The sequence below is a fragment of the Vibrio sp. RW genome, from assembly GCF_027587105.1.
GTDB classification, from domain to species: domain Bacteria; phylum Pseudomonadota; class Gammaproteobacteria; order Enterobacterales; family Vibrionaceae; genus Vibrio; species Vibrio toranzoniae.
On record NZ_JAPPTM010000002.1, the window covers coordinates 18976 to 38175 of the forward strand.

At 44.3% G+C, this 19200-nt stretch carries 19 protein-coding genes; 16 read left to right on the plus strand and 3 right to left on the minus strand.

What is annotated here, in order from left to right:
• Nucleotides 1–153: 153 nt before the first annotated feature.
• On the plus strand, nt 154–1059 hold the full coding sequence (locus OCT63_RS01575) for a hydrogen peroxide-inducible genes activator (RefSeq protein ID WP_017056173.1): 906 nt from the start codon (nt 154–156) through the stop codon (nt 1057–1059).
• Between the two features lie 102 nt (nt 1060–1161).
• On the opposite strand, the gene OCT63_RS01580 is transcribed toward OCT63_RS01575, so the two are convergent.
• Nucleotides 1162–3102, minus strand: a complete 1941-nt coding sequence (locus tag OCT63_RS01580; RefSeq protein WP_161687157.1) for a HAMP domain-containing methyl-accepting chemotaxis protein — start codon at nt 3100–3102, stop codon at nt 1162–1164.
• A gap of 264 nt (nt 3103–3366) precedes the next feature.
• Entirely contained in the window at nt 3367–3810 is a 444-nt protein-coding gene (locus OCT63_RS01585; protein WP_017056175.1) for a CBS domain-containing protein, read from the minus strand.
• Nucleotides 3811–4145: 335 nt separating this feature from the next.
• Here OCT63_RS01585 and queA point away from each other — a divergent pair, with 335 nt between their 5' ends.
• From queA to secF, 5 genes are all read left to right on the plus strand, one after another.
• Entirely contained in the window at nt 4146–5198 is a 1053-nt protein-coding gene (queA, locus tag OCT63_RS01590) for a tRNA preQ1(34) S-adenosylmethionine ribosyltransferase-isomerase QueA (protein WP_077680743.1), read from the plus strand.
• A 190-nt stretch (nt 5199–5388) separates the two neighbouring features.
• Nucleotides 5389–6525: a tRNA guanosine(34) transglycosylase Tgt gene (tgt, locus tag OCT63_RS01595; protein WP_017056177.1), complete on the plus strand. Its 1137-nt coding sequence runs from the start codon at nt 5389–5391 to the stop codon at nt 6523–6525.
• Nucleotides 6526–6635: 110 nt separating this feature from the next.
• Nucleotides 6636–6965 (plus strand): preprotein translocase subunit YajC, encoded by a 330-nt coding sequence (gene yajC, locus OCT63_RS01600; protein WP_010440492.1) that lies wholly within the window; start codon nt 6636–6638, stop codon nt 6963–6965.
• Nucleotides 6966–6985: 20 nt separating this feature from the next.
• Nucleotides 6986–8842 carry a protein translocase subunit SecD gene (gene secD, locus OCT63_RS01605; protein ID WP_082710345.1) on the plus strand — a complete coding sequence of 619 codons (1857 nt, stop codon included), beginning with the start codon at nt 6986–6988 and terminating at the stop codon, nt 8840–8842.
• A gap of 14 nt (nt 8843–8856) precedes the next feature.
• Nucleotides 8857–9804, plus strand: coding sequence for a protein translocase subunit SecF (gene secF, locus OCT63_RS01610; protein WP_017056180.1), 948 nt, complete (start codon nt 8857–8859; stop codon nt 9802–9804).
• Between the two features lie 258 nt (nt 9805–10062).
• Here the strand turns inward: secF and suhB are convergent, their stop codons facing one another.
• Nucleotides 10063–10866 carry an inositol-1-monophosphatase gene (suhB, locus tag OCT63_RS01615; RefSeq protein ID WP_017056181.1) on the minus strand — a complete coding sequence of 268 codons (804 nt, stop codon included), beginning with the start codon at nt 10864–10866 and terminating at the stop codon, nt 10063–10065.
• A gap of 181 nt (nt 10867–11047) precedes the next feature.
• On the opposite strand from suhB, the gene trmJ reads away from it, so the two are divergent.
• The 10 genes from trmJ to pepB all read left to right on the plus strand — a co-directional run bounded on the left by trmJ (nt 11048) and on the right by pepB (nt 19137).
• On the plus strand, nt 11048–11776 hold the full coding sequence (trmJ, locus tag OCT63_RS01620) for a tRNA (cytosine(32)/uridine(32)-2'-O)-methyltransferase TrmJ (protein ID WP_161687159.1): 729 nt from the start codon (nt 11048–11050) through the stop codon (nt 11774–11776).
• A 116-nt stretch (nt 11777–11892) separates the two neighbouring features.
• Nucleotides 11893–12414, plus strand: coding sequence for a Fe-S cluster assembly transcriptional regulator IscR (gene iscR / locus OCT63_RS01625; protein ID WP_029626962.1), 522 nt, complete (start codon nt 11893–11895; stop codon nt 12412–12414).
• A gap of 27 nt (nt 12415–12441) precedes the next feature.
• Nucleotides 12442–13656: an IscS subfamily cysteine desulfurase gene (locus tag OCT63_RS01630; RefSeq protein ID WP_017056184.1), complete on the plus strand. Its 1215-nt coding sequence runs from the start codon at nt 12442–12444 to the stop codon at nt 13654–13656.
• Between the two features lie 33 nt (nt 13657–13689).
• Nucleotides 13690–14067: a Fe-S cluster assembly scaffold IscU gene (gene iscU / locus OCT63_RS01635; protein WP_161673938.1), complete on the plus strand. Its 378-nt coding sequence runs from the start codon at nt 13690–13692 to the stop codon at nt 14065–14067.
• Nucleotides 14068–14164: 97 nt separating this feature from the next.
• Nucleotides 14165–14488, plus strand: coding sequence for an iron-sulfur cluster assembly protein IscA (gene iscA / locus OCT63_RS01640; RefSeq protein ID WP_010440519.1), 324 nt, complete (start codon nt 14165–14167; stop codon nt 14486–14488).
• 84 nt (nt 14489–14572) lie between these two features.
• The gene (gene hscB, locus OCT63_RS01645; protein WP_017056186.1) at nt 14573–15088 is read left to right on the plus strand and encodes a co-chaperone HscB; all 516 of its coding nucleotides are present in this window, start codon (nt 14573–14575) and stop codon (nt 15086–15088) included.
• Between the two features lie 22 nt (nt 15089–15110).
• Complete coding sequence (gene hscA / locus OCT63_RS01650; RefSeq protein ID WP_060468416.1) at nt 15111–16961, plus strand: Fe-S protein assembly chaperone HscA; 1851 nt, start codon at nt 15111–15113, stop codon at nt 16959–16961.
• A gap of 20 nt (nt 16962–16981) precedes the next feature.
• Entirely contained in the window at nt 16982–17320 is a 339-nt protein-coding gene (gene fdx / locus OCT63_RS01655) for an ISC system 2Fe-2S type ferredoxin (RefSeq protein WP_060468415.1), read from the plus strand.
• Between the two features lie 117 nt (nt 17321–17437).
• The gene (gene iscX / locus OCT63_RS01660; protein WP_004740335.1) at nt 17438–17638 is read left to right on the plus strand and encodes a Fe-S cluster assembly protein IscX; all 201 of its coding nucleotides are present in this window, start codon (nt 17438–17440) and stop codon (nt 17636–17638) included.
• Between the two features lie 203 nt (nt 17639–17841).
• Nucleotides 17842–19137, plus strand: coding sequence for an aminopeptidase PepB (gene pepB / locus OCT63_RS01665; protein WP_060468414.1), 1296 nt, complete (start codon nt 17842–17844; stop codon nt 19135–19137).
• Nucleotides 19138–19200: the final 63 nt, after the last annotated feature.

A 19200-nucleotide genomic window follows, 5' to 3' on the forward strand; every position in this document is an offset into this window, starting at 1 on the left:
TACGGGACAAACTATAGTACAATATGTACTATAGAAAAAAGCGAATTAAATAGATTAAGTTAATCGAAAAAAACGATGAGCTTATTCTTTGCCCAGTCCTTAGGTCTGATGACCTTTACCTAATTTATCCTACTCATATTACAAAGTAATTTCATGAATAAATGGCCAAGTCTTAAGCAACTTCACTATCTTGTTACGCTTCACGAAACTCGTCACTTTAGTGATGCAGCTGATCGCTGTTTCGTCAGTCAATCTACATTAAGTAAAGGTATTCAAAATTTAGAGGAGCTGATTGGTTGCCCTCTTTATGAGAAGAAAGATAAAAAGAGCCCATTAGTTTTTACTCAAGCGGGTGAGCTGGTGGTGAAGCATGGTCGAGAGCTATTGGCGAAAGGGCAAGACTTAGTCGAGCTTGGTAGTTTGTGTAATGGCGATACGATGCAAGGTCAGCTGCGGCTGGGATGTATCCCTACTATTGCCCCGTTCCTATTATGCGATTTGGTACAAGAAGCGAATCAACGCTTCCCACAGTTGAACTTGCTGTTACGTGAAGACACGACAACTAACCTATTAGCTGCGCTGCGCCATGGCGAGCTGGATGTATTAATTCTGGCCCTGCCTGTTGATATCGACAACATGGAGAGTAAAGTTGTTGGGCAAGATCCTTTTAGAATGGTGATCAGTCGTAATCAAGCTGATGGGATTCGTGTTCCTATAAAATATGATGATCTGCCAGACGAATCTGTTTTCTTGTTAGAGAATGAACACTGTTTAACAGAGCATGCAGTGTCAGCCTGTAAGTTAACCGATAAAGAGAAGATCAACCCGTTCACTGCAACAAGCTTACACACACTAGTGCAAATGGTGGCAAATGGCTTAGGAACCACCTTTATTCCTCAGATGGCTATCGATCACGGTTTGCTTGAGAATCAGAATCTCGTGGTTATCGATCCGCCAGGTCAAAAGGCCTACCGCGATATTGGCCTTGTATGGCGCCCAAGCTCTTCGCGTCGTGAAACATTTCACCAATTAGCCGATGTGGTTTCTGAATTGTTGTAGACAATATTGAAGCATCAAACCTAATTTTGAGCGGTGAGTTAAGTCGATCTTTTTGTAACGTCATTCGATAAGAAAAACGCCACAATAGTGGCGTTTATAACGTTATATTTTGAAAAAGCTCAGTAAGTCTTTTTGTTTCACAGCTAATGAAGACAGCTCTTCACTTGCTTGTTTGCTTTGCTCGATTCCAGAGACATTTTGGTGGACAATATCAAAGGTTAAAGAAACATTTTGTGAAATGTCCTGTGTGACCCCAGACTGCTCTTCAGATGCTGTCGCGACTTGTGTATTCATATCTGAAATCAGGCCAACGGATTCAGTGATTGATGCAAATGCAGTTCTAAGCTGTTCGCTGTAATGACGAGACTCCACGGCTAGCGACAGGTTAGATTGCATGAATTGATTAGCATCTTTCGCTTGTGCTTGAAGTCGAGATATTATTTCTTGAATGTCGATAGTTGACTGTTGTGTTTTAGCGGCCAGAGAACGAACCTCATCAGCAACCACTGCAAAACCTCTTCCTTGCTCGCCAGCTCGAGCCGCTTCAATGGCTGCGTTTAGCGCTAGCAAGTTAGTTTGATCCGATATGGCGTTGATCACTTCAATAACAGTGCCGATCTCCACTGAGTACTCTTGCAGTTGATTGACAATGTTTGATGTCTCTTCGATCGAGTCTTCAACCTTGCGAGAAATATCATCGGATCTATCGAGTGAAACGCCCCCCTCTTTTACATTGGAAGTTGCGCCGGTTGCTGCATTCTCAGCGCTAGCCGCATTTTGACTAACCTCATTTGCAGTACTGGAGAGCTCATTGATAGCGGTTGCTATTTGTTCCATTTGACTCAGTTCTTGTTTGGCATTTCCTTCGGTCTGACTCATCACTGCGGCTAGCTCAACTGAGGCTGCTGAAACGTTGTCTGAAATTTGGTGGAAACCATCAATGATTCGGCGCAGTTCCTGGCGCATCGCTAAAGTGTTAGCGTATATACCGGTTTCTTTACCTGTAATTGGGATCTGCTTAGAAAGATCACCAGAAGCAACCTCAGCAACAATTGATTGGATATCACTCGGCTCTCCTCCTACTACCTTCCAAACACTGCGGTAAATTGAGATGGCAATACTCAGGGAAGCCGCTACAACAATAATAGAAAGAACGCCGAGAACCCACTGAGCACTAGAAAATCGCTCGACCATACTAGGCCCGACAGAATCTTGTTTTGCTTGTGTCGATAGTTTGATTTCTTCAATGGTTTTAGCCGCATTGATACCAGCAAGATCAAGTGTCTCTGTAATGATGCTGTTGCGCTCGTTTATTGTGTTAGCGACCTTCGAAAATGTGGAGCGATAAATTTTGGAAGCATTAGTAAAGTCGTTTAGGTGGCCGATTTGCTCCATCGACATTAACTGCGATTCGATAGCTTTTGCTATTAATGCTGCAGAGGACAGCTCTTTTTCAGCACGCTGAGCATCTTCTGTTTTATTGCTGGCCAAAAACTTAGAGGCGTACAATCTTGATAGTAAGACATGCTGTTGAAGTTCCCCTGAACTTGCGGCAACCTCTAAATCCTCTTCGACTGAAGCTTGGAGCATCAAGTTCGTTACTGCTTTTCGCATATCGATACCTGATGGGTCTAAAGTTTCTTGAACTAGATTATTTTCCGTATTGACCAATTGAACAACTTTGCTAAAGCCATGGCTGTATTGCTCAAGCTGCTTCTTTATCATTAGAAATTCACTTTTGTTCAGGTTGTCAAAGCGAGAGTTTAGTAGGTCATCGATCAATTGATTTGATGCTGTGATACGTCTACTCAATTCAGATATATGTGAAGGAATCGGGTTCTTAATATATTTAAGTGCAGACAAACGAGCTTCCAGTATGTTGGCTTGGATTCGCCCTGTCGAGACACTGGTCAATGCAAGGGAACGGTAGCTATTAAACCCATCACTCGATTGATAAAAGCGTAATGAAGCAACGATTGAAATAACCAAAATTAGCGTGAGAATCACACCAAAACCCAAGGACAGCAATTTCTTTAAACTCATAAATATATTTCCTAGTGAAGCCGCTTTTTTATTCTTAATAATTCGTTATCATTTTAATGATAAATATATTAATAAATAGTGCTGTTTCACTATATTTTTACATCTAAGAATGATGTGTAAAGTAGGTTGTTGATATTCTTGTTTTTTAGTAGCTAGTTTCTAGTTTTTTAAAAAAGAGGGGAGGTTTAGAGGCGTTTCAGTTTAGATATGTGAAGAGCCTTAGATAAAAAGGCTCCAGAGGTTATTGCGAGTAAAATAAGTGGATTAATTTTCGACTTCTTCTGGCTCCGCATCTTCTTGTAGTTCTAGTAGGTTGATCGCTATCGTGACGAAGTCACTGTCTGTAATAATACCCACTAATTCATAATTTTCTACGACAGGCAAGCAGCCCACTTTGTGTTTCTGCATATAGATAGCTGACTCTTTTAATCCTGCACGCGGTTCTACCGACATAACGCTTTTGTGCATAATGTCATTGAGGGGAGTGGCAAGAGTAAAAGATTGAGCTTGTGGGATATTTTGTAGGCTGGATTCTTGAGCGGCGAGAACGTCTCGTTGGGTAACAACACCAAGTAGCTTTCTGTCAGCATCAACGACTGGGATATGGCGGATATCAAGCGCTTCCATCATGTGTTTAGCATCGGCCAGTGAGTGTGAGCGCAATAGAGTATGAGGGTTGCGAGTCATCATATCTTCAACCTTGATCATACGAACCTCCTTATTTTTTTATTTGTTGTTATCACTATAGTTTTTTATCTAAAAAATAACTGAGAGCTGGCGCATTTTTGAAACAGTTTTATGCAACTAATTATCTAACTTGAAGCGATGAGTGGGTAGCATTATTTTACGCCTCTTTACAATAATCACTTGCCGTAAACCTTGCTATTGCGGCTCGTGTGCCTATACTAGCCCACTGCGAAATTTTTAGTCGTGTTTGTGATGTGTTTCTGGTAACGATTGACTTACCGTAACGATTGATCTGCAACCATGATTTATTATTCGTCAACAGCACAAATCTCATCAACTAAGACAAGACTACAAACATGCAAGTTTCAGATTTTCACTTTGACCTACCAGATGAACTTATTGCTCGCTACCCTCAAGAAGAGCGTACAGCAAGCCGCCTGCTTAAATTAGACGGCAATAATGGCAACCTGACAGATGGTTCGTTTAAAGACGTTTTAGACTTGGTTGAACCAGGCGATCTTGTTGTTTTTAATAACACTCGTGTTATTCCTGCTCGTGTATTCGGTCGCAAGGCATCAGGCGGTAAGCTTGAAGTGCTGGTTGAGCGTATGCTCGATGAGAAAAGCATTCTTGCGCATGTTCGTTGTTCTAAATCACCGAAGCCGGGCACTAAGTTGTTCCTTGGTGAGAATGATGAGTATGAAGCTGAAATGGTGGCGCGTCATGATGCGTTATTTGAAATCCATTTCACCTCTGATCAAAGCGTATTAGAGATTCTTAACAGTGTTGGTCATATGCCACTGCCTCCTTATATCGATCGCCCTGATGAAGATGCAGATAAAGAGCGCTACCAGACTGTCTATAACGAAAAGCCGGGTGCGGTTGCAGCGCCAACAGCAGGTCTTCACTTTGATGACAAGCTCATGGCTGGCATGAAAGAGAAAGGTGTTGAGTTTGCTTACGTGACGCTTCACGTTGGCGCTGGCACATTCCAGCCCGTAAAAGTGGACAACATCAATGATCACCACATGCATGCTGAGTACGTTGAAGTACCGCAAGAAGTGGTGGATGCCGTAGCGGCTGCAAAAGCGCGTGGCGGGCGTATTATTGCGGTTGGCACAACATCGGTTCGTTCACTGGAAAGTGCAGCGCAAGATGCACGTAATAAAGGCACAGAGTTAGTTCCTTTCTTTGGTGACACAGAAATCTTTATCTTCCCAGGTTACGAATACCAGTTGGTGGATTGCTTGATTACCAATTTCCACTTGCCAGAATCAACACTGATTATGTTGGTGAGTGCATTTGCTGGCTACGACAATGTGATGGGCGCATACGATCACGCCGTGAAGAGCGAATATCGTTTCTTCAGCTACGGCGATGCGATGTTCATCAATAAGAAAACGAGCTAATTTAAGCTGGTTTAAGCGATACAAAAATTTACGGGTGCTAGCAGTAAGCTAGGAGTCGGGCAGGGTGTCTGTCTAATCTCTCGCAAGGAATACGCGACCGCTCCTCATAGAACCCACTAGACTGAACTTTTGTTTGGCCTAAGGTTCTGAATTAACAGTCAGATTGTTTCTCTGGCATATTGGAGGCTTCGTGAAATTAAAATACGAACTTAAAAAAACTAATAGCGGCGCACGTCGTGGTCAACTTCAGTTTGAACGCGGTACCGTTGAAACCCCAGCATTCATGCCCGTAGGTACTTACGGTACTGTAAAAGGTATGACACCTGAAGAAGTAAAAGACACAGGTGCTGAAATCCTATTAGGTAACACATTCCACCTATGGTTACGTCCTGGTCAAGAAATCATGAAAATGCACGGTGACCTGCACGATTTCATGAACTGGCACGGTCCTATCCTGACAGATTCAGGTGGCTTCCAAGTATTCAGCCTAGGTGCAATGCGTAAAATCACTGAAGAGGGTGTTCATTTCCGTAACCCTGTCAACGGTGACAAGATCTTCATGGACGCTGAGAAGTCGATGGAAATCCAAAAAGATTTAGGTTCAGATATCGTCATGATCTTTGACGAGTGTACGCCTTACCCAGCGACACACAAAGAAGCAAAAGACTCAATGGAGATGTCTCTTCGTTGGGCTGAGCGTTCACGCAACCACTTCGACAAGCTTGAAAACCCGAACTCACTATTCGGCATCGTTCAAGGTGGTGTGTACGAAGACCTTCGTGATGTATCTGTTAAAGGCCTAACTGAAATTGGTTTTGATGGTTACGCAGTTGGTGGCCTAGCAGTAGGCGAACCAAAAGAAGATATGCACCGCATTCTTGAGCACACATGTCCTCAACTGCCGGAAGATAAGCCACGTTACCTAATGGGCGTAGGCAAACCTGAAGACTTGGTTGAAGGTGTTCGTCGTGGTATCGACATGTTTGACTGCGTAATGCCAACGCGAAATGCACGTAACGGCCACCTATTTGTGACTGAAGGTGTGATCAAGATCCGTAATGCGAAGCATAAAACCGATACAACACCACTAGATTCAGAGTGTGACTGTTACACTTGTAAGAACTACAGCAAGTCGTACTTACACCATTTGGATCGTTGTAACGAAATCCTAGGTGCTAGACTGAACACGATTCATAACCTGCGTTTCTACCAACGAGTAATGTCAGACATTCGTCAGTCTATCGATGAAGACCGCTTTGAAGAGTTCGTTGCAGAGTTCTACGCAAGAATGGGGCGTGAAGTGCCACCACTAGGCAAAGAATCTTAGTATTTCTTTTTTGCGAGTCCTATCTCTCTTCCAAGAGGTGGGGCTTGAAAATAAAGGGATATAACCCAATTAGACAAACAATTACCAAAATATAATAGAGGATGTTTTTAATGTTTATTTCTCAAGCTCACGCAGCAGCAGAAGGTGCACCAGCAGGCGGCGGTTTCGAAATGCTTATCATGCTAGGTATGTTCGCTGTGATCTTCTACTTCATGATCTACCGTCCACAAGCGAAGCGTGTTAAAGAGCACAAGAACCTTATGTCTTCTATGGGCAAAGGCGACGAAGTTCTTACAAGCGGCGGCCTAATTGGCAAGATCACTAAGATTGCTGAAGACAGCGACTACGTTGCTATCGAACTGAATGCAAACAACGAAGTCGTTATCAAAAAAGACTTCGTTACAGCAGTGCTACCAAAAGGTACTCTGAAATCTCTATAAACAGCTAGAGGATCCTCGCTGTGCTAAACCGTTATCCGTTATGGAAGTATTTGATGGTGGTGTTTGCCATTGCTATCACTGCGCTATACGCACTTCCAAATATATACGGTGAAGATCCGGCAGTTCAAGTTACAGGGGCGCGTGGCGCCTCTGTAGATCTGTCTACGCTGGATGTTGTCACCAATGCTCTTGAAGCAGAGAGCCTTTCTACTAAATCCGTTGCTTTAGAAAACGGTTCCATTCTTGTTCGCTTTAATGATACAGATACGCAAATTAGCGCCCGTGATATCATCACAGAGGCACTAGGCGATGACGTTATCGTTGCTTTAAACTTAGCAGCTTCAACTCCTGATTGGCTTGAATCTATTGGTGCTGCACCAATGAAACTGGGTCTTGACCTACGTGGTGGTGTTCACTTCTTAATGGAAGTGGATATGGACGCTGCAATGGAAAAGCTCGTTGGCCAACAAGAAGAAGCGTTCCGCAGCGAACTTCGTGAAGAAAAGATTCGTTACCGTGCAATTCGCCCATCGGGTAAAGATGCCGTTGAAGTGCTTCTGCGTAACGAAGAGCAGCTTGCTGAAGCGAAATCGTTACTGCAATCTCAACACCAAGATATGACGTTCGTAGATTCTGCATCTAACGGTCGTTTCTCTTTGGTGGCTAACTTCACTGAAACTCGCCTTCAAGAAATCCGCAACTACGCGGTAGAGCAAAACATTACTATTCTACGTAACCGTGTTAACGAACTTGGTGTAGCTGAGCCTTTGGTTCAACGTCAAGGTGCTAGCCGTATCGTAGTGGAATTGCCAGGTGTTCAAGACACGGCTCGCGCTAAAGAAATTTTAGGCGCAACCGCGACTCTTGAATTCCGTGAAGTCGATAGCAGTGCAGATTTAGCTGCAGCTGCTTCTGGTCGTGCTCCTGCGGGGAGTGAGATCAAGCAAGATCGTGATGGTCGTCCTGTGGTACTTGAGAAGCGCGTTATCTTAGGCGGTTCAAGTATTACTGATGCAAGCTCTAGTGTTGATGAGTATGGTCGTCCACAAGTTAACATCTCGTTAGACAGCGAAGGTGGTAGCAAGATGTCGGCTTTCTCTAAAAAGAACATCGGTAAGCTAATGGCAACCGTATTTGCAGAGTACAAAGACAGTGGTCGTAAAACACCTGAAGGCCGAGTGATCCTAAGTAAGCACGAAGAAGTCATTAACCAAGCGACAATTCAATCAGCGCTTGGTCGTAACTTCCGTATTACTGGTATCGACTCAACGGCTGAAGCTCATAACTTGGCACTTCTACTGCGTGCGGGTGCTTTGATTGCGCCTATCTCGATTGTAGAAGAACGTACGATTGGTCCATCTATGGGTCAACAAAACATCGATATGGGTATCATGGCGATGGTTTGGGGTATGGCTGCAGTTATGCTATTCACGCTGCTTTACTACCGTAGCTTTGGTCTTATTGCGAACATTGCGCTAATGGCTAACTTGGTGTTGATTATCGGTGTAATGTCGATGATTCCGGGGGCGACTATGACCCTGCCAGGTATTGCTGGTATCGTATTGACGGTCGGTATGGCGGTTGATGCCAACGTTCTGATCTTTGAGCGTATACGTGAAGAGCTTCGAGATGGACGTAGTCCGCAGCAAGCCATTCACCAAGGTTACGCGAACGCATTCAGCACTATCGCCGATGCCAATATCACCACACTACTAACAGCAATCATTCTATTTGCTGTCGGTACCGGTGCGATTAAAGGTTTCGCGGTAACGTTATCAATTGGTATCTTGACTTCAATGTTTACAGCTATTATCGGAACACGTTGCATCGTGAACCTGATGTATGGTGGTAAACGCGTTAAGAAACTGTCGATCTAAGGCTAGGAATTAATATGTTTCAGATTCTAAAAGCAGAAAAAATGATCGACTTTATGCGTTGGTCAAAATTTGCCTTTGTGTTTTCTATCTTGATGATTGGTACTGCCATCTTTACCTTAACAACGAAATCGTTGAACTGGGGGTTAGATTTTACTGGCGGTACTCTGATTGAAGTCGGTTTTGAGCAACCTGCAAACCTACCCGATATCCGTAGCTCACTAGAGGCTGAAGGCTTTGGAGATGCAACGGTACAGAACTTTGGGTCGGCACGTGAGGTTATGGTTCGTTTACGCCCGCGTGACGGTGTTGCAGGCGAAACGCTTGGTAACCAGATTCTGGCTGCTATTAAAGACGGTACTGGTGAGCAAGTTGAAATGCGCCGTATCGAGTTCGTAGGCCCTAACGTGGGTGATGAACTAACAGAAGCTGGTGGCCTTGCTATCATCGTTTCTCTTATCTGTATATTGATCTACGTATCAGTGCGATTTGAATGGCGTTTGGCTGCGGGTGCGGTATTAGCACTTGCGCACGATGTTATCATCACACTTGGTGTGTTCTCTCTAATGCAAATTGAGGTGGATCTAACCATCGTAGCAGCCTTGCTAACGGTAGTCGGTTACTCCCTCAACGATACCATCGTTGTATTCGACCGTATTCGTGAGAACTTCCGTAAGATGCGTAAAGGTGAAGCGCCTGAAGTACTGAACAACTCAATCACACAAACATTGAGCCGTACATTGATCACTTCTGGTACAACGCTATTCGTAGTTATCGCACTGTTTGTACAGGGCGGTGCTATGATTCACGGCTTCGCAACCGCACTTCTGTTAGGTATTACGGTTGGTACTTACTCTTCTATCTACGTTGCATCAGCACTGGCTATGAAGTTGGGTATTACACGTGAGCACCTAATGCCACCACAAGTGGAAAAAGAAGGTGAAGAGTTTGAAGAAATGCCTTAGGCCTTGGCTTAACAAGTTTCGGTAAACCAAAAAACCGCTAGGCAACTAGCGGTTTTTTTACGTCTGCATTTGTGGGGAAGCTCAATGCAATTTATCGGCGAAGTGAGTTGTACTTAATGTAACTAAGAAACATCCTGCTCGTAGCTCGTAGCTCGTAGCTCGTATCTTTGAATCGCAGGTACAAAAAAGCCTCGCAGTAGCGAGGCTTTGGAATTTCTATGCGCCCTTGAAACAGGGAGCGTTAATGTAAGGCCTGAATTACTTCAGCATACCTTCGTTAGCGTTCTCACGAACGTGCTTAAGAATAGACTTAACACCACGTGCGCTTGAAGCAACAACGTTACCAGAAGTCATGTAATCAGTACCGCCAGCAAAGTCAGTCATGATAGCACCAGCTTCACGAGCGATTAGATCGCCAGCAGCTAGATCCCATGGCTTAAGGCCTAGTTCTAGGTAACCATCAACACGGCCTGCTGCTAGGTAACATAGGTCAAGAGCAGGAGAGCCTGTACGACGGAAATCAGCACAGTCGATGAATAGACCAGAGATGATCTTCATGAAAGATTCAGAGTGTTGTTTTTGCTTGAATGGGAAACCAGTCGCTAGAACAGTACCTTGAAGGTCTTTTAGTTGAGTAACACGCATACGAGCGTTGTTAAGCTGTGCGCCAGCGCCACGTTGAGCGGTGAATAGCTCGTTTAGCATTGGGTCATAAACACAAGCTACTTCTGTACGGCCGTTCATGCGAACTGCGATAGATACAGAGAAGTGAGGGAAACCTTTTACAAAGTTGTTGGTGCCATCGAGTGGGTCAACGATCCATTGTACGTCAGAGTCTTTACCTTCAGTTAGGCCTTTCTCTTCAGAAATAATGCTGTGCTCTGGGTAAGATGCTTTGATTGTCTCAATGATCATGTACTCAGCTTCTTCAGCAATGTTAGTAACGTAATCGTTGTTACCTTTCAAAGACGTTTCGATCTTATCTGTTGTTTCTAGAGATTTTGCAATATGGTTGCCAGCTTTACGCGCAGCGCGTATCGCAATGTTTAGCATTGGATGCATATGGTTTTTCCCACAAGATGTTAAAGAACAATTTAAAGCGGCGGCGAGTATACCAAAGTTTCCGTAAAAAGGAAGTGGTTGTTTTTTGAACTCTTGAATTCACATTCCGCGAAGGGTCTGACCATTTTACTTTGCTATGTGTTAATATCTCGCGATTAATTTTAAAGTGGTGTCATATAGCATGTTAGACAATGTAAAAGTCGTTCTGGTCGGTACGTCTCATTCGGGAAATATCGGCTCAGCAGCTCGCGCAATGAAAGTGATGGGTTTGAGTCAATTAGTTCTTGTAGACCCTCAATGTGAAGTTGACGAGCAGACCTTAGCACTGGCTGCTGGAGCAGGTGACATCGCAGAAAATGCGGCCATTGTTTCTACGCTTGATGAAGCTGTAAAAGACTGTGGCTTGGTGGTCGGTTCAAGTGCGCGTTCACGTACACTTGAGTGGCCTATGCTTGAACCTCGTGAGTGTGGACAAAAATTTGCTGTTGAAGGTCAAGAGTACCCAGTCGCATTGGTGTTCGGTCGTGAACGTACTGGCTTAACGAATGATGAACTGCAGAAATGTCACTATCACGTATGTATCCCTGCTAACCCAGAGTACAGCTCATTAAATCTAGCGATGGCGGTACAGACTCTGAGCTACGAGGTTCGTGTTGCACACCTTGATATGGTGGCTAGCCAATATCAGCCACAACAACAAGATGAATACCCTCGTCACGAAGAGCTAGAAATGTTCTATGAGCACCTTGAAAAAGTGATCATTGAGACCCAATTTATCTCTAAGGATAAGCCTGGTCAGGTGATGAATAAGCTACGTCGTATGTTCAGCCGAGCACGACCAGAGTTGCAAGAAATCAACACTCTACGTGGTATTTTGACTTCAATAGAGAAGAGCAAAAGCGACAAATAAATCCCACATAATATTCAAGGATGAATACTTGACTAATTTAGTCAGTTAAATACTTGACCAATTTAGTCAAGTATGGGAAAATTCCAACCACATAAACAATGTGGATACGGTGTGATATGAAACTTACATCTAAAGGAAGATATGCGGTAACAGCTATGCTAGATGTAGCACTGCATTCGCAAAAAAGCCCGGTTCCTCTGGCTGATATTTCAGAGCGACAAGGCATATCGTTATCTTACTTAGAACAACTGTTTTCTAAGTTACGTAAAGCTGGTTTAGTTGCTAGTGTTCGTGGTCCTGGCGGCGGTTACCGTTTAGGTGCTGAAGCAAGCGACATCGCTGTCGGAACTGTGATTGCCGCAGTGGACGAATCCGTTGATGCAACTAAATGTCACGGTCGAGCAGATTGCCAAGGTGGTAGTCGTTGTTTAACTCATACCCTATGGCGTGATTTAAGCTCCCGAATCAGTAGCTTCTTAAATGACATTACGCTCGGTGAGCTAATGAAAGATAACGAAGTTTTAGAAACTTCTGACCGTCAAGATATCGATCTTGCGGTTAATAATGGTTTTGCACATAAGAATACGAGCACTACAACGATTAGTGCAGCACCTCACGGTGTCAATGCCCGCTCTTAGCGGTCAGTTTTTACATTGGAGTAGAAAATGAAACTGCCTATTTATTTTGACTATTCAGCTACATGCCCAGTCGATCCACGTGTTGCTGAAAAAATGGTTCAGTGTATGACGATTGACGGTAACTTCGGTAACCCTGCATCTCGTTCACACCGTTACGGCTGGCAGGCAGAAGAATCAGTAGATAATGCTCGTGAGCAAATTGCCGATTTACTGAATGCAGATCCACGTGAAATTGTTTTCACATCGGGTGCTACAGAGTCAGATAACCTTGCTATCAAAGGTGCTGCGCACTTTTACGAGAAGAAAGGTAAGCACGTAATCACGTGCAAAACAGAACACAAAGCGGTTCTTGATCCATGTCGCCAACTAGAACGTGAAGGTTTTGAGGTAACTTACCTTGAACCTGAAGCAAACGGCATCATCGATCTAGACAAGCTACAAGCTGCAATGCGCGAAGATACTGTTTTAGTTTCTATCATGCATGTAAATAACGAGATTGGTGTCATCCAAGATATCTCTGCAATCGGTGAACTATGTCGCTCACGTAAGATCGTCTTCCACGTTGATGCGGCTCAGTCTGCGGGTAAAATTCCACTAGACGTACAAGAGATGAAAGTTGACTTAATCTCACTTTCAGCTCACAAAATGTATGGCCCTAAAGGTATCGGTGCACTTTACGTTCGTCGTAAGCCACGTATTCGTCTTGAAGCGCAAATGCACGGCGGCGGTCATGAGCGTGGTTTCCGTTCAGGTACGCTTGCTACTCACCAAATCGTGGGTATGGGCGAAGCTTGTGCTGTTGCTAAGCAAGACATGCAGAAAGATTACGATCACGCATTAGTACTTCGTGAGCGCCTATTGAAAGGGGTTCAAGATCTAGAAGCGGTAACGGTAAACGGTGACCTAGACCAACGTGTACCACACAACCTAAACGTGAGCTTTGCTTTCGTTGAAGGTGAGTCTCTGCTGATGTCTCTAAAAGACCTAGCGGTATCATCAGGTTCAGCGTGTACATCAGCAAGCTTAGAACCTTCATACGTTCTACGTGCTCTTGGTCTAAATGACGAACTCGCACACAGTTCTGTACGTTTCTCATTCGGCCGTTTTACTACGGAAGAAGAAATCGACTACGCGATTGCACAAATTCGTGTAGCGGTAAACAAATTACGCGACATGTCTCCTCTATGGGATATGTATAAAGAAGGGATTGATTTGAACACTGTTGAGTGGGCTCATCACTAATCTCACGGAACTAGAGGATTCGAGGTAACTATCATGGCATATAGCGAAAAAGTAATTGATCACTACGAAAACCCACGTAACGTAGGTTCGTTTGATAAAGAAGACCCAAGTATTGGTAGCGGTATGGTTGGCGCACCAGCTTGTGGTGACGTAATGAAACTGCAAATCAAAGTATCTGCAGAAGGTATTATTGAAGACGCAAAATTCAAAACTTATGGTTGCGGTAGCGCAATCGCTTCTAGCTCACTAGTCACTGAGTGGGTTAAAGGTAAAAGCATTGATGAAGCGGCGGCTATCAAAAACTCTGAAATTGCCGAAGAGCTAGAGTTGCCACCAGTGAAAGTTCACTGTTCAATTCTTGCTGAAGACGCAATCAAAGCAGCCGTTGCGGATTACAAAAAGAAACGTTAATCGTTTCATTAAGTAATTACGTAAAATAAGCAATATTTGGGAGCATCCTTTGTGCTCCCCCTGAGTTCTCAATTTATATAAAACACAAGGTTGTAGTATGGCCATCACCATGACAGATACGGCAGCAAGCCGAGTTCAAGCTTTCCTAGATAACCGAGGTAAAGGTATCGGGTTACGCTTAGCGGTAAAAACGACTGGCTGTTCGGGTATGGCGTATGTACTAGAATTCGTTGACGAGCTTAACGAAGAAGACGAAGTGTTCGAGCATTCAGGTGTGAAGGTTATCATTGATCCAAAGAGCCTAGTCTACCTAGACGGTACTGAGCTTGATTATGTCAAAGAAGGCCTAAACGAAGGTTTTGAATTCAACAACCCTAATGCCAAAGGCGAATGTGGTTGTGGTGAGAGCTTCAACGTATAAACACTTCAATCGTTAAGCGTTTATTGTGAGCGAAGAATAAAATTAGGCTTTGTTTAAAAAGCCTAAACTTAGGACCACCGTTAAATGAATCATTTCGAATTATTTGGGCTACCACTTCAGTTTCAACTGGATGGTAGCCTTCTTTCTTCTCAGTTTAGAGATCTACAACGCCAATTCCACCCTGATAAATTTGCTACAGCTTCTGAGCGTGATCGCTTATTGGCCGTGCAAAAAGCGGCACAAATCAATGATGCGTATCAGGTGTTGAAGAATCCAATCAGCCGTGCTGAATACCTGTTGATTCAACACGGTGAGGATATTCGCGGCGAGCAGCAAACCATGCAAGATCCAATGTTTCTGATGGAGCAGATGGAGTTGCGTGAAGAGCTTGAAGATATTGCCGACAGTTCTAACCCTGAAGATGCATTACTTGCATTTGAAGGAAAGGTTAGCAAAATGTATAAACAACAATTAAGTGCTATCCAACAAGAACTCGACAGCGAAGCTTGGCTAGAGGCAGCAGACCGAGTAAGAAAGCTTAAGTTTATTGCAAAATTAAAGAATGAAATTGAGCTAGTTGAAGATCGTCTGATCGGCTAGTTTGTATAACAAGGACACATCCATGGCACTACTTCAGATAGCAGAACCAGGGCAAAGCGCCGCTCCTCACCAGCACAAGCTTGCTGTGGGTATTGATTTAGGTACAACAAACTCATTGGTTGCGGCAGTGCGCAGTGGTGAGGCGAGCACTCTCGTGGACCAACAAGGCCGCAGTATTTTGCCTTCCGTTGTTCACTATCAGTCAGAGTCATACACAACGGGTGATGAAGCGCGTGCAAGTGCACAGACTGATCCTAAAAATACCATTATCTCAGTAAAGCGATTAATCGGTCGTTCACTGTCAGATATTCAACAGCGATACCCATCTCTGCCATATCAGTTTGAAGAAAGTGATAATGGTCTACCTGTGATTCGCACTGAGCAAGGCAACAAGAACCCAATCCAAGTATCAGCAGATATTCTGCGAGCGCTAGGTCAACGTGCTGAGTCCACGTTGGGTGGGGAGCTCTCTGGTGCTGTGATTACCGTTCCTGCGTATTTTGATGATGCACAACGTGCAGGTACTAAAGACGCAGCACAGCTTGCCGGTCTCCATGTTTTACGTCTTTTGAATGAACCAACGGCAGCAGCCATTGCATACGGATTAGATTCAGGTAGGGAAGGGATCATTGCCGTTTATGACTTAGGTGGTGGTACGTTTGATATCTCTATCTTACGCCTATCTAAAGGCGTTTTTGAAGTACTTGCAACGGGTGGCGACTCTGCATTAGGTGGTGATGATTTTGACCATTTAGTCGCGGAGCACTTTCAAGAGAAAATGGGCTTATCAGTACTAACAGCAGAACAGAATCGTATTCTGCTAGATGCAGCAACAGAAGCGAAGATTGGCTTATCTGAAGCTGAAAGTGTTGATGTTGAAGTGCTTGGTTGGTCTGGTTCATTAACTCGTGAAGAGTTTGAAGAGATCATCAAGCCGCTGGTTAAGAAAACATTGCTTTCGTGCCGCCGTGCACTGAAAGATGCAGACGTTGATGCGGACGAAGTTCTCGAAGTGGTCATGGTGGGTGGTTCAACTCGCACATTGCTTGTACGTGAAATGGTCGGTGACTTCTTTGGTCGTACACCACTAACCAGCATTAACCCTGATGAAGTGGTTGCGATTGGCGCATCGATTCAAGCGGATATCTTAGTCGGCAATAAGCCAGATTCTGAAATGTTACTACTGGATGTTATCCCGCTTTCCTTAGGTATTGAAACCATGGGCGGTTTGGTCGAAAAGATCATCCCTCGTAATACCACGATCCCTGTGGCTCGCGCACAAGAGTTTACCACGTTCAAAGACGGTCAAACTGCAATGACAGTGCATACCGTGCAAGGCGAACGTGAAATGGTTGACGACTGTCGTTCACTGGCTCGTTTTGCTCTAAAAGGCATTCCCCCAATGACAGCGGGAGCGGCGCATATTCGTGTGACTTACCAAGTGGATGCTGATGGTCTATTATCGGTTACCGCTATGGAGAAGAGCACTGGCGTTCAAGCAGAAATCCAGGTTAAACCTTCTTACGGCCTAAGCGACGACGAAGTGTCTAACATGCTGAAAGACTCGATGACGTTTGCCAAAGAAGACATGCAAGCACGTGCTCTTGCGGAACAACGCGTAGAAGCTGATCGTGTTATCGAAGGCTTGATTGCTGCAATGCAAGCTGATGGTGACGAGCTTCTAGATGAACAAGGGAAACAGCAACTTGTTCAAGCGATTGAAGTGTTGATTGAAGTGCGTAATGGCGACAATGCTGATGCCATTGAACTAGAAATTAAGAATATCGACAAAGCGAGCCAAGACTTTGCTTCTCGTCGTATGGATAAATCAATTCGTGCTGCACTGTCAGGTCAGTCAGTCGATAATATTTAATAGTTAGAGAATAGATAAGCATGCCAAAGATTATTGTTTTACCTCACGAAGATCTATGTCCAGAGGGCGCTGTTTTAGAAGCAAAAACTGGCGAAACGGTTCTTGATGTTGCATTGAAGGCCGGTATTGGTATTGAACACGCGTGTGAAAAGTCATGCGCCTGCACTACATGTCATGTTGTGATTCGCGAAGGCTTCGATTCTTTAGAAGAGAGTGATGACCTAGAAGACGACATGCTGGATAAAGCATGGGGCTTAGAAATGGAATCTCGCCTTGGTTGCCAAGCTAAAATGGCTGATACAGACCTAGTTGTTGAGATTCCAAAGTACACATTGAACCTAGCGTCTGAAGATCACTAAGAACTTCTCTACAGTTATGGTGGTTTCGCCATGACTGAGATAACGGTTTAACAAAACTGACCTAAAGTATAGATCATAAAGGTGACAGAGCGTCGCTGATAAATATAAGGAAGTGTTATGAGCTTGAAGTGGATTGATTCGCGAGATATCGCAATTGAACTATGTGATTTGTACCCAGATACTGATCCTAAAACGGTACGTTTTACCGATTTGCATCAGTGGGTGCTAGACCTTGAAGAGTTTGATGACGAGCCTAATCACTCGAATGAGAAAATCTTAGAGGCGATTATTTTGTGCTGGATGGATGAGATGGACTAAGCCTCTTGTCTAATGATTTGGTCGTGGGTTGGGATCTGTCCAATATAAAACGCAGCCAAGTTAACAATTCTTACTAAAAAAGCGGACCTTATGGTCCGTTTTTTATCAAAATGACATTTTACTTCTACATAATGCTAACATCAGTGCGCTAATAAAAAATAACCGAGCCACTCAAGCAAGGTGGTTCATGACAAGGAGAAATCATGTCTACACAGATGTCTGTATTTTTAAGTCAAGAAGCTGCCCAGCCTCAGTGGGGAGAAAGAGCTATTTTATCGTTCTCTGAAGCGGGATCGACAATTCATATTGGCGAAGGCCACGATTTAGGCGCGGTTCAACGTGCTGGTCGTACACTTGATGGACAAGGTATTGCATTCGTATCACTTCGTGGTGAAGGTTGGGATCTCGAAAGTGTTTGGGCTTTTTATCAAGGCTACCGTGGACCAAAGAAAAAGAATGCATTGGAGTGGGATGCACTTTCAGAAGCCGACCAAGCTGAACTAGAGGCTCGCATTCGTTCTACTGATTGGACTCGTGACATTATCAATAAAACCGCTGAAGAAGTGGCGCCTCGTCAATTAGCGACGATGGCAGCCGAATACATCAAATCAGTGGCTCCTGCGGGCACAGTTAAAGCGAAAATCGTTAAAGACAAAGACCTACTTACCGAAGGTTGGGAAGGCATCTATGCGGTAGGCCGCGGCTCTGAACGCACATCTGCGATGCTTCAACTGGACTTCAACCCAACCGGCGATGAAAACGCACCGGTATTTGCTTGCCTAGTCGGTAAAGGCATCACTTTCGATTCAGGCGGCTATAGCATTAAGCCAGGTCAATTCATGACAGCGATGAAGGCTGACATGGGCGGTGCGGCAACCATTACGGGTGGCTTAGGCCTTGCGATTGAGCGTGGCTTAAACAAGCGCATTAAACTTATCTTATGCTGTGCAGAGAACATGATCTCTGGCCGTGCGTTGAAGCTTGGTGACATCATTACTTACAAAAATGGTAAGACGGTTGAGATCATGAATACCGATGCGGAAGGTCGCTTGGTTCTTGCTGATGGTTTGATGTACGCCAGTGCACAAAACCCAGATCTGATCATCGACTGCGCAACGTTAACCGGTGCGGCTAAAAATGCACTAGGTAACGACTACCACGCATTATTAAGCTTCGACGATGAGCTGTCTCACCAAGCATTAACGGCGGCAAATCAAGAAAAAGAGGGTCTTTGGCCACTGCCTCTTGCTGACTTCCACCGTGGTATGCTGCCTTCTAACTTTGCTGATCTCTCAAACATAAGCTCTGGGGATTACTCTCCGGGTGCAAGTACAGCGGCTGCGTTCCTTTCTTACTTTGTTGATGATTACAAAAAAGGTTGGATTCATATGGACTGCGCGGGTACTTACCGTAAGTCAGCAAGTGATAAATGGTCGGCAGGTGCGACTGGTATGGGTGTCCGTACTCTGGCTCGCCTTCTTATCGACCAAGCAAAATAATAAAAGTGCGCGGTATTTAATGCCGCTTATTCATAACACTAAGATCGAATGATCTCAGTACTT